11 protein-coding genes are annotated in these 14224 nt (G+C 65.8%); 6 read left to right on the top strand and 5 right to left on the bottom strand.

Annotated features, from left to right (window positions below):
- Window positions 1-113 precede the first annotated feature (113 nt).
- The gene (locus AAFG16_RS37095) at window positions 114-1043 is read right to left on the bottom strand and encodes a helix-turn-helix domain-containing GNAT family N-acetyltransferase (RefSeq protein WP_342733319.1); all 930 of its coding nucleotides are present in this window, start codon (window positions 1041-1043) and stop codon (window positions 114-116) included.
- 62 nt (window positions 1044-1105) lie between these two features.
- Window positions 1106-1681 (bottom strand): glycosyl transferase, encoded by a 576-nt coding sequence (locus AAFG16_RS37090; RefSeq protein WP_342733317.1) that lies wholly within the window; start codon window positions 1679-1681, stop codon window positions 1106-1108.
- A gap of 417 nt (window positions 1682-2098) precedes the next feature.
- On the opposite strand from AAFG16_RS37090, the gene AAFG16_RS37085 reads away from it, so the two are divergent.
- Window positions 2099-2854: an RMD1 family protein gene (locus AAFG16_RS37085; protein WP_283087057.1), complete on the top strand. Its 756-nt coding sequence runs from the start codon at window positions 2099-2101 to the stop codon at window positions 2852-2854.
- 337 nt (window positions 2855-3191) lie between these two features.
- On the opposite strand, the gene AAFG16_RS37080 is transcribed toward AAFG16_RS37085, so the two are convergent.
- Together AAFG16_RS37080 and AAFG16_RS37075 are read right to left on the bottom strand one after the other, a co-directional pair.
- On the bottom strand, window positions 3192-4385 hold the full coding sequence (locus AAFG16_RS37080; RefSeq protein WP_342733315.1) for an acetate/propionate family kinase: 1194 nt from the start codon (window positions 4383-4385) through the stop codon (window positions 3192-3194).
- A 6-nt stretch (window positions 4386-4391) separates the two neighbouring features.
- Window positions 4392-6806, bottom strand: coding sequence for a phosphoketolase family protein (locus AAFG16_RS37075; RefSeq protein WP_342741028.1), 2415 nt, complete (start codon window positions 6804-6806; stop codon window positions 4392-4394).
- A 210-nt stretch (window positions 6807-7016) separates the two neighbouring features.
- Here AAFG16_RS37075 and AAFG16_RS37070 point away from each other — a divergent pair, with 210 nt between their 5' ends.
- The 4 genes from AAFG16_RS37070 to AAFG16_RS37055 all read left to right on the top strand — a co-directional run bounded on the left by AAFG16_RS37070 (window position 7017) and on the right by AAFG16_RS37055 (window position 11323).
- The gene (locus tag AAFG16_RS37070) at window positions 7017-8180 is read left to right on the top strand and encodes a PA0069 family radical SAM protein (RefSeq protein ID WP_342733313.1); all 1164 of its coding nucleotides are present in this window, start codon (window positions 7017-7019) and stop codon (window positions 8178-8180) included.
- 23 nt (window positions 8181-8203) lie between these two features.
- A complete protein-coding gene (locus AAFG16_RS37065) occupies window positions 8204-8659 on the top strand; it encodes a VOC family protein (protein ID WP_342733311.1) in 456 nt (151 codons plus the stop codon).
- A 74-nt stretch (window positions 8660-8733) separates the two neighbouring features.
- Window positions 8734-9609: a ribonuclease HII gene (locus AAFG16_RS37060; RefSeq protein ID WP_342733309.1), complete on the top strand. Its 876-nt coding sequence runs from the start codon at window positions 8734-8736 to the stop codon at window positions 9607-9609.
- A 205-nt stretch (window positions 9610-9814) separates the two neighbouring features.
- On the top strand, window positions 9815-11323 hold the full coding sequence (locus AAFG16_RS37055; protein ID WP_342733307.1) for a glycosyltransferase family 39 protein: 1509 nt from the start codon (window positions 9815-9817) through the stop codon (window positions 11321-11323).
- 128 nt (window positions 11324-11451) lie between these two features.
- Here the strand turns inward: AAFG16_RS37055 and AAFG16_RS37050 are convergent, their stop codons facing one another.
- The gene (locus tag AAFG16_RS37050) at window positions 11452-12258 is read right to left on the bottom strand and encodes a uracil-DNA glycosylase (protein ID WP_342733305.1); all 807 of its coding nucleotides are present in this window, start codon (window positions 12256-12258) and stop codon (window positions 11452-11454) included.
- A 135-nt stretch (window positions 12259-12393) separates the two neighbouring features.
- Here AAFG16_RS37050 and AAFG16_RS37045 point away from each other — a divergent pair, with 135 nt between their 5' ends.
- A complete protein-coding gene (locus AAFG16_RS37045) occupies window positions 12394-14055 on the top strand; it encodes an electron transfer flavoprotein-ubiquinone oxidoreductase (protein ID WP_342733303.1) in 1662 nt (553 codons plus the stop codon).
- The last annotated feature ends 169 nt before the right edge of the window (window positions 14056-14224 follow it).

Genomic DNA, 14224 nt, shown 5'->3' with positions numbered 1-14224 from the left:
GCATACCCCTCACCCCAGTGAGCTTGTGTCTCCTTGCGTCGCTGCCCTCTCCCGCAAGGGGAGAGGGCACAACAATGCGCATCGCTCCGTAGTCCGCGCCGCGTCTCGCGCAGCTAGAGATCCCGCTCCCACGTCTCACCAATCAGATCGTGCCCGAAGCTATGATGCGGCTTCGTCGCGACCAGCTCGAAGCCGGCGCTCTTATAAATGCCGCGCGCGGCCACCAGAATGCTTTGCGTCCATAGCGTCATCCTGCGGTAGTCGCGCTCGCGGGCGCCCTGGATGCATTGCTCGACCAGCGCGCGGCCGACGCCGAGCCCGCGCGCTTTCTTCTCCACCTGCAACAGGCGCAGCTTGGCGATCTCGTCCGTGGCCTTGACCAGGAAGATCGAGCCGACCGGCTCGCCGCCGACCTCCGCCATCCAGCAATGTTCGCGCGCGGCGTCGTAATTCCTGATGAACTGTGCGCAGATCTCGGCGACCAGCGCCTCATAGCTGATGTCCCAGCCGTAGTCCGCGGCATAGGCGGCGCCTTGGCTGGAGATGACCCAGCCCATATCGCCGACGCGATGGCTGCGCAGCATGAACGAAGCGGGCTGGCTTCGCCGTTGCTCCAGCACGGCCTCGATGGTCGCCATGGCCTGCGTGAGCCGCGCTGCATCGCCGGCCGAAAGCTGCGCCAGCATGGCGGCAACCTCGTTTTGCGAGCCGAGATTCAGCTGGGCGAAGGTCTGGCGGCCCTTGGCGGTGAGGCTGAGCTGATATTGCCTGCGATCCGCGGGCAGGGGCTTTCGCGTGATCAGTCCCTTCTCGTCAAAACTCTGCACGATGCGGCTGAGATAGCCGGGGTCGAGACCAAGCTCGTTGCCGATTTCTTTTGCCGAAAGGTCGTCGCGATGCGCGAGCTCGTAGAGCACCCGGGCCTCGCTGAGCGAGAACGGGCTCTGTCCCAGGTGCTGGTCGAGCACGCCGAGCTTGCGGGTGTAGAAGCGGTTGAAGGCGCGGACCGCTGCGATCTGGTGGTCGGTACCGTTGAATGACATCGGGACACCTCAATAATTGCCATTGTCAAATAATTATTTGACTTTGGCAAGTATCAGGTGCCTCAGCCGACCATGACGATCCGGCTGCGCAGCATGGTCCGGGACGAGCGGCCGAGCCGGCGGAGCAGCTGCGCCTCGGAACGGCGAGCCTGGGGCGGATAGCCGCCGACCCGTTCGTAATGGTCGCGCGCGATCAAAAGTCCCTGGTCGCCCAGCGGGCCGACCAGCTTGCGCGCCACGGCGCGGAGCACGTCGCGCAGACCGGTATCGGCGTAGGGCGAGCGGGCATAGCGGAACACCGCCGCGCGATCCCGTCCGCTGCTGGAGACGGCCTGGATGAACTGGGTGGTCTCCTCGATCCAGCCCGTTTCCAGCACGGCGCCGGCGGGCAGGAACATCAGCCAGGGCGAACGGGCCTGAAGCGCGCCGGCGGCGAGCGCCGCGCCTTGCGAGGATCCCTCGAAACCGATGAAACGGCAGCCTGCGACGTCGGCAACGCGCTCGATGACGCCGTTCCGGGTGCCGTCGACCAGCAGCACTTCGCGGATGACGCCCGCGGCGGCACCGGGCACCAGCGCGGCCAGAGTTGCGACCGCCGTCTGTTCGACGCCTTCGGTCGGGATGATGACGCTCAGCATGACTGAAGCTTCGATGTCCGCAATTCGGGAGAAGCGTAGCTTGTTATGACTTTGTCATAAACCTGCGGCGTCACCGAGTGCAACTTTTTGGCGGCGTCCCGGGATGTGATGGTAAACCACGCCCGCCCATCGCAGCCAAATGTGTCTCGCGCGGGGTGACAATATTGCCGAATGTTTCGGCGAATCTCGGCTTCGTGAGCTTCAAACGGGGCTGTCTCCGCCGATATGATCGAGGTGAGGACGCCTCCGGTCCGCAAGCCTGCATCGGCGGTCTGACATGGACCCTACGACGGGAAAACCCGCAACCGCCGGTGCCGAGAGTGAGATAGTCGAGTGACCGCCGATCAACTTCCCATTGGCACCACGCCAGCATCGCCGAAGTCGGACGCCGCGCCGACCTTGCGGATCCGCGCCGTCATGCTCGGCGAACGCATCAATCCGTCCGGGCTCGAGCTCGGCGCACCCGTCTCCTCGACGCCCGCCGCCTTCCGCGTCCATGCCGGCCTCGCCGTGATCTTCCGCTACGGCGTCGTGGTGCTGATCGGGCTCCTCCCTTCGGAGGAGAAGGTGCTGCTCGATAGCCTCAAGTCCCGCGTGATCGGCGAGCTCAGCCCCCATGAGGAGGAGACCGCGCAGGCCCAGCTCTGCAAGGATGAAAATGCCGAAGCGATCCAGCCGGGCGGCCCGATCAATCTCTCGAAATTTTCCGACGAACGGCTGCTGCTGATCGCGGACGCACTCGCCAAAAGCACGTCGCTGGCACGCGACGAGCGGCGCGTCGCTGCGGTCTTCGACGTCATCGAGCCTTTTGCGCGGGAGCTTGCCGAGAAAGGCCGTACGTCGCGGCGACGCAGGGGCATCCTGCAGCTCATCGGCAACGCGCTGCTCGTCCAGCAGCGTGTCGCCGGCCGCGTCGCGGTCGCTGAAAAGCCCGACGCGCTCTGGGAAAAACCGCAGCTCGACCGGCTCTATGCGCGTCTCGAAGATGAGTACGAATTGAAGGAGCGTCTCGACACGCTCGAGCGCAAGCTCACGGTCGTCGCGGAGACCGCCGATGCATTGACCGACATCATCGACACCCAGCGCTCACTCCGCCTCGAAATCGCGGTGGTCGTGCTGATCCTGATCGAGGTCGCGATCGGATGCATCCAGATTTTCGCGGGTATTCACTAACAGCGAGCTGCGCGTTACTGCGCCCTCTCCCCTTGTGGGAGAGGGCAGCACCGCTGGGAGACACAAACTCACTGGGGTGAGGGGTCTGTCTCCGCATGTTCATTCGCAGATGTGACCGCGGATAGAGACCCCTCATCCGGCGCTTCGCGCCACCTTCTCCCACAAGGGGAGAAGGGAAGAACGCATCTCATCACGCTCTATTTGGCTGGATTCGCCGTCGTTCGCAGTATCGTAGGGTGGGCAAAGGCGCGCTCGCGCCGTGCCCACCACCGAGAATTGGTGGGCACGCTTCCGCCTTCGCTCTTCGAGCTACGGCGGACAGGTCGCTTTGCCCACCCTACGATACTGTCCCGGTAGCTTGCAGCACCGAGACGCAATGCCGTGCGATCGTCAGTTCTTCGTTAGTCGGGATGACGAAGACATCCACCGCCGAGGCGCCGGCATTGATCCGCCCGCGGCCCGCGTCATTCGCCGCCGCGTCGATGCGCACGCCGAGCCACGCAAGACGCTCGCCGATCGCGCTGCGGATATCGCTCGCATGCTCGCCGATGCCGCCGGTGAAGACCAGGCAATCCAGCCCGCCGAGCGTGGCCGTCATCATTGCGACCTGCTGCGCCGCACGAAGCGTGAAGAGATCGACCGCTTCCCGCGCCGCCGCCTCGTGGCTCGCGAGCAGCGTGCGCATGTCGGCCGAGATGCCGGAGACGCCGAGCAGACCCGACTGGTGATAGAGCAGGTGCTGGACGTCTTCGCCGGACATCTTCTCGTGCTGCTGCAGATAGAGCAGCAGGCCGGGATCGATCGTGCCGCTTCGCGTGCCCATCACGAGGCCGTCGAGCGGCGTCAGCCCCATCGTGGTATCGACGCTGCGGCCATCGCGCAATGCGCAGAGGCTCGCGCCATTGCCGAGATGCGCGATGACGATGCGCCTCGTCGCGAGCTCCGGCGCGATTTCCGCGAGGCGGCCGGCGACATATTCGAACGACAGGCCGTGGAAGCCGTAGCGGCGGATGCCGCGCGCCTCGAAGCGCCTTGGAATGGCAAAGCGGCTCGCCGGCGGCGCCATGCTGTGATGGAAGGCGGTGTCGAAGCAGGCGATCTGCGCGAGGCCGGGCCTGATCGCTGCGATGGTGCGGATCGGCTCCAGGCATCGTGGCTGATGCAGCGGCGCGAGCGGCGTCAACGCCTCCAGCCTTGCATAGACACCATCCGTCAATTCGACCGGGCCTGAATAATCCGGCCCGCCATGAACGATGCGGTGACCGACAGCGCGTAAGCGATGACCGCCAAAACGATCCTCGACGAAGCCCAGCACATCGGTGAACAGATCGCCGCTGTTCGCCTCAGACGCCTCCTTGTGCGTCTCGAACAGGTCTTCGCCCGCAGGGCTCTTCACGGCGAGCCGGGGCTTTGCCTCGTGTTCGTCGAGCAGGCCGTTGCAGAGCAGGGTGGGCTCGGCCGCGGAGATATCGAACAGGCCGAACTTGATGCTCGACGAGCCCGAGTTGAGAACGAGAACCGCATCGGACATGGGGCGTCAATCGCCGGCCTCGGCCGGCGTGTTGCCGCCGGCGCGGTCGGGCCAGACCCAGTCGCGCACCTCAGGCATGTCCTCGCCGTGCTCGCGCACGTAACGCGAATGCTTGATCAGTCTGTCACGGAACTGCTGCTTCACCTGCGCGGCCTTGGTCGCCAGGCCCGGCACGCGTTCGATCGCCTCGATGGCGAGGTGATAGCGGTCGAGCCCGTTGAGCACGACCATGTCGAACGGCGTCGTCGTGGTGCCCTCCTCGGCAAAGCCGCGCACATGCATGCCGGCATGGTTGGTGCGGTTATAGGTGAGGCGGTGGATCAGATACGGATAGCCGTGATAGGCGAAGATCACAGGCTTGTCGCGCGTGAACAGGCTGTCGAAGTCGCGGTCGGACAGGCCGTGCGGATGCTGCTCGCTCGGTTGCAGCGTCATCAGGTCGACGACGTTGACGACGCGGATCTTCAGGTCCGGCAGCGCCTTGCGGAGGAGGTCGACGGCGGCAAGCGTCTCGAGTGTCGGCACGTCACCGGCGCAGGCCATCACGACGTCGGGTTCGCTGTCGGCGCCCTCATTGCCGGCCCAGGTCCAGATGCCGATGCCGGCATCGCAATGTGTGGCGGCCTCCTGCATCGACAGCCATTGCGGTGCCGGCTGCTTGCCGGCGACGATGACGTTGATGCGATTGTAAGTGCGCAGGCAGTGATCGGCGATCCACAGCAGCGTGTTGGCATCCGGCGGGAGATAGATGCGGACGATGTCGGCCTTCTTGTTGGCGACGAGGTCGACGAAGCCGGGGTCCTGATGGCTGAAGCCGTTATGGTCCTGACGCCAGACATGCGAGGTCAGGAGATAATTGAGCGAGGCGATCGGGCGCCGCCATGGCAGATGCCGCGTCACCTTCAGCCATTTGGCGTGCTGGTTGAACATGGAATCCACGATGTGGATGAAGGCCTCGTAGCAGGAGAAGAAGCCGTGGCGGCCGGTGAGCAGATAGCCTTCGAGCCAGCCCTGGCAGAGATGCTCGCTCAAGACTTCCATGACGCGGCCGTCCTGCGCGAGATGCACATCGTAAGGCTCGATCGGCTCCATCCAGACGCGTTCTGTGGCTTCGAACACCGCGTCCAGCCGGTTTGACGCGGTTTCGTCCGGGCCCATGATGCGGAAATTGCGCTCTTGCGCGTTGAGGCGGACGACGTCCCGCAAGAATTTGCCGAGCTCACGCGTCGCCTCTGCAGTGACGCCACCGGGTTGCGGCACGTCCACGGCAAAACTGCGGAACTCCGGCAGCTTCAGCTCCTTCTTGAGCAGCCCGCCATTGGCGTGCGGGTTGGCGCCCATGCGCCTGTTGCCTTCGGGCGCCAGCGCCTGAAGCTCGGCGATGAGCGCGCCGTTCTTGTCGAACAGTTTTTCCGGCTCGTAGCTGCGCATCCACTCTTCGAGAATCTTCAGATGCGCCGGGTTCTCGCGACAGCTCGCAACGGGCACCTGATGCGCGCGCCAAAAACCTTCGACCTTCTTGCCGTCGACCTCCTTCGGCCCGGTCCAGCCCTTCGGGCTGCGCAGCACGATCATCGGCCAGCGCGGCCGTTCAATCGTCTTGCGACCGTCGCGGGCGCGCTGCTGGATCGAGCGGATGCTGGCGAGCGCGACGTCGAGCGCGTCCGCCATGGCCTGGTGCATCAATTTGGGGTCGTCGCCCTCGACGAACAGCGGCTCGTGGCCGAGCCCGCGGAAGAGATCGCGGATCTCGCTGTCGGGCATCCGCCCGAGTACGGTCGGGTTGGCGATCTTGTAGCCGTTGAGATGCAGGATCGGCAGCACCGCGCCGTCGTGGGCGGGGTTCAGGAACTTGTTCGAATGCCAGGACGCTGCGAGCGGGCCGGTCTCGGCCTCGCCGTCACCGACTACGCAGGCGACGATCAGATCGGGATTGTCGAAGGCCGCGCCGTAGGCGTGCACCAGCGCATAACCGAGCTCGCCGCCTTCGTGGATCGAGCCCGGCGTTTCCGGCGCCGCATGGCTCGGAATGCCGCCGGGGAAGGAGAACTGTCTGAAAAGTTTTCGCAATCCCTCCGCATCGCGCGCGATATCCGGATAGATCTCGCTGTAGCTGCCTTCGAGATAGGTGTTGGCGACCATGCCCGGGCCGCCATGCCCGGGCCCGCAGACATAGATGATGCTGAGATCAAGCGCGCGGATGACGCGGTTGAGATGGGCGTAGATGAAGTTCAGCCCTGGCGTCGTGCCCCAATGGCCGAGCAAACGCGGCTTGATGTGCTCGGGCCGCAGGGGCTCTCGCAGCAGCGGGTTGTCCAAGAGATAGATTTGCCCGACGGAGAGGTAGTTCGCGGCGCGCCAATAGCGATCGAGCAGATCGAGGTCGCTGCTTGCGGCGGCCGATTGTTGTTGATTTGTCATGTTCATGCCGACCTTCACCCAGGGATCGTCACCAACTTTGTTCCGGCGCGATCGATCCCTGGGCGGCATCAAACGGGATCGCCTCGACAAGCGTGTTGCGCGAGGTCAAAGCCGCGCGCCCGAAGTTTGGGCGGCTACTGTGCATGGGGTTGTTTTCGAGTTTTTTGTTTGTGTTCTTGATTTGTTCCTATGTCGTGCTATCTTGGCTGCATGAGTCCAGCATCCTCTCATGCTCTCAAGCACCCGCCGGTCACGGCGCCCTCCGAGCCGGCGGGTGCGGACTCTGATTTTCCCCAGCTTGGCGCCGCCATCGACCGTGCGCGCAGGCGAGGGCGGGGCGCCCAGTCCAATGCCAGCGGCCGTTATGAGGCCGAGGCCCGCGTCGCCTTCGACGATGGCTGGCAGAGCCTGGAAGATCTGCCGCCGTTCAAGACCTCGGTCGCGGTCGACACCTCGCGCAAGGTGATCACCCGCAACGATTCACCCGACATCGGCTTCGACCGCTCGATCAATCCCTATCGCGGCTGCGAGCATGGCTGCGTCTATTGCTTCGCGCGGCCGACGCATGCCTATCTCGGCCTGTCGCCGGGGCTCGACTTCGAGTCGAAGCTGTTCGTGAAGCCCGAGGCGCCGGCGCTGCTCGAGAAGGAACTCGCCGCGCCCGGCTACGAGCCGCGGATGATCGCGATCGGCACCAACACCGATCCCTATCAGCCGATCGAGCGCGAGCGCAAAATCATGCGCGGCATTCTCGAAGTGCTGGAGCGCACCGGCCATCCCGTCGGCATCGTCACCAAATCGGCGCTGGTGGTGCGCGACATCGACATTCTCTCGCGCATGGCGAGGCGCAACCTTGCCAAGGTCGCGATATCGGTCACCTCGCTCGATCCGAAGCTGGCGCGCACCATGGAGCCGCGGGCCTCGACGCCGCCGAAGCGGCTGGAGGCGCTGAAGCAGCTCTCGGACGCCGGCATTCCCACCACCGTGATGGTCGCGCCCGTGATCCCCGCGCTGAACGATTCCGAGATCGAGCGCATCCTCGATGCCGCCGCCCATGCCGGCGTCAAGGAGGCCTCCTATGTGCTGTTGCGGCTGCCGCTGGAGGTGCGCGATCTCTTTCGGGAATGGCTGATGGCCAACTATCCGGACCGCTATCGTCACGTCTTCACGCTGATCCGCGACATGCGCGGCGGCCGCGATTACGATGCGAAATGGGGCGAGCGGATGAAGGGCACCGGACCGATGGCCTGGACCATCGGCCGACGCTTCGAGATCGCCTGCGACAGGCTTGGCCTCAACAAGCGGCGCTCGAAGCTGACGACGGATCACTTTGCCAAGCCGAAGCAGAACGGCGAGCAGCTCAGCCTGTTCTGATCGGGAAAGGGAAGACGCGTCGCATGAGCAAAGATCTCCCTCCGCCGGTGCCGCGGCTTACCGTTATCACGCTGGGCGTCAGCGACATCCGCGCCAGCATCGCCTTTTACGATGCGCTCGGCTTTGCGCGCCGTCTGAAGGCAACCGGCGAGGCGGTCGCATTCTACGATACGGGCGGTCCGGTGCTCGCGCTGTATCCCTGGGATCAGCTCGCAGCCGACGCCAAGTTACCTGACGATCCGAGGCCATCGACCTTCCGCGGCACGACGCTTGCCTGGAACTGCCGGACACGCGAGGAGGTCGATGCCGTGCTGGCTTTCGCCCTTGGCAAGGGCGCGGCTCCGCTGAAAGCGGCGCATGAGACCGATTACGGCGGCTATTCCGGCTATTTCGCCGATCCCGACGGCCATCCCTGGGAAGTGGTCGTCGCGCCCGGCATCGAGGTCGGCGAGGATCGGCGGGTGCATCTGGCGGAGTAGGACGGGTCTGAATAACGGGAATTGCGTGGGGTTCCCGGTTGCGCTCGCCGGATCGCTTGCGCACGATCCCGGCCATGATTCGGGACAAGTCCGCCAAGAAGCCGGCCAAAGACGCGCCCAAGCCGAGCGCCGCTGCGAAGAAGGCCGCGCCCGGCAAGGCGGGCAAGACCTCTGCCGTCAAGGCGCCTGCCGTCAAGGCCGCGCCGGTCCTGCCCGGCAAGAAAGGCATCATCGCGATCGCGCCGCCGAGCTTCCGCCGCGAGCGCGCGCTGATCAAGCGCGGCATCTGGCCGGTCGCGGGCTGCGACGAGGCCGGCCGCGGGCCGCTGGCCGGTCCCGTGGTGGCGGCCGCGGTGATTCTCGATCCCGACCGCATCCCGCGCGGCATCGACGATTCCAAGCGCCTGACCGCCGAGGAGCGCGAAAGACTGTTCGACAAGATCTGCGCCACCGCACAGGTCTCGGTCGCCGTCGCCTCGCCGTCGCGAATCGACCGCGACAACATTTTGCGCGCCTCGCTGTGGGCCTTGAAGCGCGCCGTGGTGGCGCTGCCGGAAGCGCCCCGCCACGTCTTCGTCGACGGCCGCGACCGCCTCGACACGCCTTGCGACTGCGAGGCCGTGATCGGCGGTGACGGCATCGTGCTGTCGATCGCAGCCGCCTCGATCATCGCCAAGGTGACGCGCGACCGCCTGATGTGCGCGCTGGCGCAGGACTGCCCCGGCTACGGCTTCGAGCAGCACAAGGGCTATGCCGTCCCCGAGCATCTCGACGCCCTCGATCGCCTTGGCCCCTCCATCCACCACCGCAGCTTCTTCGCCCCCGTCGCGGCGGCCCGTGCCAAGCACATGCCCTGGACCGTCGAGCCGGTGCAGGATCTGTTCACGGTGGCCGAGGTCGAGGTGCAGGTGGAAGCGAGTGTGGAAGTCGATATCTCCGCGAATCTCTAGGGGCCTGGCCCGCAGCCTCCGAATCGTCATGGCCGGGACAAGCCCGGGCATGACGACGTGTTGTGCGTGTGCCCTCGCGCCTAACTCCGTAAGAACGGGGAGAGGGAGCAGACCGTCGTTGCCACAGCGCGCTGCGCCCATTATCAAAACAGGTGTGAGCGAATAGGGCCGGCTGGACGGGTTGGCTGCATCTTTCGGACGTTGCATGCGGTTTACCTCCCTGGTCATCGAGCTCATTCGCGCCCGGCCGCGGCTGATTGTGTGGATCGCCGTGCTGCTCCAGGCTTTGATGTGGCTGTTCGTGGCGCTGGCGTTCTATCGCAGCCCGCCCGGGAGCCTCGCGACGCTGCTGGCGTTCGGCCGCGAATATCAGGTCGGTACGGATCTGGGGCCGCCGCTGCCGATCTGGCTCGCCGATATCGCCTATCGCGCCGCCGGCGGCCACGTGTTCGGCGTCTACGTGCTGGCCCAGCTCTGCGAGATCGCGACCTTCATCGCGCTCTATCATCTCTCCCGCGCCGTGGTCGGCTCGCAGCAGGCGGTGCTCGCCGTGCTCCTGACCATGACGGTGCTGGCCTTCTCTTCGCCCGCGCTCGATTTCGGCCCGCTGGTGCTGGCGCGGCCGCTCTGGGCGCTGTTGCTGCTGCATTCCTGGCAGATCATCGGCCAGCGCCGCGGCAATGCCTGGTTCGCCTGGTCGATCGAGGCCGGCCTGCTGCTGCTGACCACGCCTGCCGCGATCTTCCTGCTGCTGCTGATCGTCGTCTTCGCACTCTCGACCGCCGGCGGCCGTCGCACCCTGCGCTCGCTCGATCCCTTGTTCGCGCTGATCGTCGTCGCGGTGCTGGCGCTGCCCTATGCGGTCTGGCTGATGCGCGCGGAGACGTTTGTGATGCCGGCCTTGCCGCAAGTCACGGAGCTCAGCGCCCGCGCGCTCCATGCGGCCTGGCTGCTTGGCGGGCTCGTGCTCGGCGCGGCGACGATCCCGGCGCTGACCTTCCTCAACACCGGCCTGTTCGTCACCAAGGGCGAGGAAGCGCCGATCATTTTCCGCCCACCAGTCGAGCCGCTCGGGCGCAACTTCGTTTACTTCTTTGCGCTGGCGCCGGCACTCGGCGCGGTGCTGATCTCGGGCCTGCTCGGGCTCAACTCCGTCGTCGGCGGCGCCGGAGTCGTGCTGGTGATGTCCGGGCTTGCCGTGGTGGTCGCGGCCGGCGACCTCATCGCAATGCGCCGCGCGCGGATGCTGCGGACGGTGTGGGCTGCCGCCGTCGCCGCGCCGGCCGCCGGCGTCGTGCTCGCCGTGCTGTTCCTGCCCTGGACCGGCACCAATGAAATCGCGACCTCGATGCCGGCGCGTGCGATCTCTGATTTCTTCGACGAGAGCTTCGCTCGCCGCACCAATCATCGCCTGCGCGCGGTCGCCGGCGACACCCAGCTCGCCAGCCTGATCACGCTGCATTCCGGCCGGCCGCATCTGTTCATCGACGCTCAGCCCGGGCGGACGCCGTGGATGAGCCAGGCCAAGTTCAGCGAGACCGGCGGCGTCGTGGTCTGGCGCACCTCCGACACGGCCGGCACCCCGCCGCCGGAAATCCTCGCGCGCTTTCCCGGCATCGTGCCGGAGGTGCCGCGCGCGTTCGAATGGCTGGTTAATGGTCGACAGGGATTGCTGCGCATCGGCTGGGCCATCGTGCGGCCGAAGGGAAACTGACCCGCGTGCTCCGGCCGCTGACATCGTAGGGTGGGCAAAGGCGCAAAGCGCCGTGCCCACGTCAGTCTATCCGTAGCCACGATAAAGCTGGTGGGCACGCTTCGCTTTGCCCACCCTACAAGAGCTCGCTACCCCGCCAGCACCTTCGCGATCGCGCGCAGATCCTGCCAGGCCAGGCGTTTGTACGCCGGCGAGCGCAAGAGGTAGGCCGGGTGGAACGTCGGCAACGCGCGGATGGTGCGCTGGCCGGTCTCGTACTCGAACCAGCGGCCGCGCGTGCGCATGATGCCCTCGCGCGTCGACAGCAGCGTCTGTGTCGAGGGATTGCCGAGCGTCACCAGCACGTCGGGATTCACCAGTTCGATCTGGCGCTGGATGAAGGGCAGGCAGATCTGCGTCTCCTGCGGCGTCGGCGTGCGGTTGCCGGGCGGCCGCCAGGGAATAACGTTGGCGATGTAGGCGGTGGTGCGGTTGAGGCCTATGGCGCCGATCATGAGGTCGAGCAGCTTGCCGCTGCGCCCGACGAACGGCAGTCCCTCGATGTCCTCGTCACGGCCCGGCGCCTCGCCGACGAACATGATGCGCGCCTGCGGATTGCCGTCGGCGAACACCAGCCGCGTCGCCGTGTGCTTCAGTGCGCAGCCCTCGAAGTTTTGCATCAGCTCGCGCAGCGCCTCGAGCGTCGGCGCGGTGCGCGCGGCCTCGCGCGCGGACGCGATGGCGACGTCGGGCGCAGGTGCGGCCTCGCCGCGCATCACCGCAGGCGCGGCGACCGGCCGCGGCGCCTCGATCGGCGGTGCCGCGCGCGGGGCCGGAGGCGGGGCGTCCAATTCCGCCAGGCGGTCGATCGGCTCCTCCGCGAGCGCGCAGTCGACTCCGGCCTCCAGATAGAAGGCTAAGAGCTCGCGGACGGTGGGTGCGGGTTCGGGTATCATCGGAAAGTCTGACTATTAGTTCAGTTTAGGCCGCCTTGCATCCCAGCGGAACGCATTTCCGTGGTTGTCCTACCCGGAAAAATCGGAAACAAGGGGGCGCAAATGACAAGGAACCGTCTCAAGGGCTGAGATCAGATGAGCACCGAAGAACTTCCCCCGCGCGAATCCATGGAATTCGATGTCGTCATCGTCGGCGCCGGCCCCTCCGGCCTGGCCGCGGCGATCCGGCTGAAGCAGCTCAACGCCGATCTCAACATCGTCGTCGTGGAGAAGGGCTCCGAGGTCGGCGCGCACATTCTGTCCGGTGCGGTGATCGATCCGATCTCGCTCGACAAGCTGATCCCCGACTGGCGTGAGGATCCCGACTGTCCGCTGAAAACGCAGGTCAAGGACGACCACTTCTACTGGATGTTCGGCGACAACCGCATCAAGCTCCCGGGCTTCGCGATGCCCTCGCTGATGGACAATCATCACTGCTACATCGGCTCGCTCGGCAATGTCTGCCGCTGGCTGGCGCCGAAGGCGGAGGCGCTCGGCGTCGAGATCTATCCGGGCTTCGCCGCGACTGAAGTGCTCTATGACGACAAGGGCGCGGTGCGGGGCATCGCGACCGGCGACATGGGCATCGCCAGGGACGGCACCCACAAGGATTCCTACACCCGCGGCATGGAGCTGCTCGGCAAGTACACGCTGTTTGCCGAAGGCGCGCGCGGCTCGCTGTCGAAGCAGTTGATCGCGAAGTTCGCACTGGACGCCAAGAGCGAACCGCCGAAGTTCGGCATCGGCCTGAAGGAAGTCTGGCAGATCGATCCGGCCAAGCACAAGAAGGGCTTGATCCAGCACTCGTTCGGCTGGCCGCTCAACAATTCCACCGGCGGCGGCTCGTTCCTCTACCACTACGACGACAACCGCGTCGCGGTCGGCTTCGTCGTGCATCTCAACTACGACGATCCGTATCTGTCGCCGTTCGATGAATTCCAGCGCTTCAAGACCCATCCCTCGATCCGCGACGTGTTCGAGGGCGGCAAGCGTCTCGCCTACGGCGCGCGCGCCATCACCGAAGGCGGCTACCAGTCGGTGCCGCGCCTGACCTTCCCGGGCGGTGCGCTGGTCGGCTGCGCCGCGGGCTTCGTCAACGTTCCCCGCATCAAGGGCGTCCACAACGCGATGGGCACCGGCATGCTCGCCGCCGAACATGTCGCGGCCGCGCTTGCCGAAGGCCGCGCCAATGACGAGGTCGTCGCCTACGAGAACGCCTGGCGCGAGTCCGCTGTCGGCAAGGACCTCTTCAGGATCCGCAACGTCAAGCCGCTGTGGTCGAAGTTCGGCACCTTGCTCGGCGTTCCCCTCGGCGCACTCGACATGTGGACCAACCAGCTGTTCGGCATCTCGCTGTTCGGTACGCTGCCGCACGCCAAGCCCGATCGCGCCACGCTGGATCCGGCCAAGAGCCACGCACCGAAGAACTACCCGAAGCCGGACGGCAAGATCTCCTTCGACAAGCTGTCCTCGGTGTTCCTGTCCAACACCAATCATGAAGAGGACCAGCCAGTCCATCTGAAGGTCGCGGACATGAACCTCCAGAAGACGTCTGAGCACGACGTGTTCGCCGGCCCCTCGAACCGCTATTGCCCGGCCGGCGTCTATGAGTGGATCGAGGAGGGGGCAGGCCCGCGCTTCCAGATCAACGCCCAGAACTGCGTCCACTGCAAAACCTGCGACGTGAAGGACCCCAACGGCAACATCACCTGGGTTCCCCCGGAGGGCGGCGGCGGGCCGAACTACGAGGCGATGTAATCCAGGGGGGCAGCCACGGCCGATGTGAGCCAGGTTAGGTGCCCCCGGCATTGTGACGCACGTTCACGTGAGAACCGGGCTGCCACGGCGGCCCGCGGCCACGATAAGGCCATACTGGCAGCGTCTTGGGGCGTTGTCGGCCGATTTGGGGCGTGCGGAGGGGGATCGC

Source organism: Bradyrhizobium sp. B117 (assembly GCF_038969555.1).
Taxonomy (GTDB): Bacteria; Pseudomonadota; Alphaproteobacteria; order Rhizobiales; family Xanthobacteraceae; genus Bradyrhizobium.
Note: the sequence above shows the minus strand (reverse complement) of the source record. Positions and strands in the feature narration are given on the sequence as shown.

Excerpts from the sequence above, each read along its gene's own strand:
- AAFG16_RS37095 (WP_342733319.1), bottom strand. The coding sequence starts at position 1,043 with ATGTCATTCAACGGTACCGACCACCAGATCGCAGCGGTCCGCGCCTTC.
- AAFG16_RS37090 (WP_342733317.1), bottom strand. The coding sequence starts at position 1,681 with ATGCTGAGCGTCATCATCCCGACCGAAGGCGTCGAACAGACGGCGGTC.
- AAFG16_RS37085 (WP_283087057.1), top strand. The coding sequence starts at position 2,099 with ATGCTCGGCGAACGCATCAATCCGTCCGGGCTCGAGCTCGGCGCACCC.
- AAFG16_RS37080 (WP_342733315.1), bottom strand. The coding sequence starts at position 4,385 with ATGTCCGATGCGGTTCTCGTTCTCAACTCGGGCTCGTCGAGCATCAAG.
- AAFG16_RS37075 (WP_342741028.1), bottom strand. The coding sequence starts at position 6,806 with ATGACAAATCAACAACAATCGGCCGCCGCAAGCAGCGACCTCGATCTG.
- AAFG16_RS37070 (WP_342733313.1), top strand. The coding sequence starts at position 7,017 with ATGAGTCCAGCATCCTCTCATGCTCTCAAGCACCCGCCGGTCACGGCG.
- AAFG16_RS37065 (WP_342733311.1), top strand. The coding sequence starts at position 8,204 with ATGAGCAAAGATCTCCCTCCGCCGGTGCCGCGGCTTACCGTTATCACG.
- AAFG16_RS37060 (WP_342733309.1), top strand. The coding sequence starts at position 8,734 with ATGATTCGGGACAAGTCCGCCAAGAAGCCGGCCAAAGACGCGCCCAAG.
- AAFG16_RS37055 (WP_342733307.1), top strand. The coding sequence starts at position 9,815 with ATGCGGTTTACCTCCCTGGTCATCGAGCTCATTCGCGCCCGGCCGCGG.
- AAFG16_RS37050 (WP_342733305.1), bottom strand. The coding sequence starts at position 12,258 with ATGATACCCGAACCCGCACCCACCGTCCGCGAGCTCTTAGCCTTCTAT.
- AAFG16_RS37045 (WP_342733303.1), top strand. The coding sequence starts at position 12,394 with ATGAGCACCGAAGAACTTCCCCCGCGCGAATCCATGGAATTCGATGTC.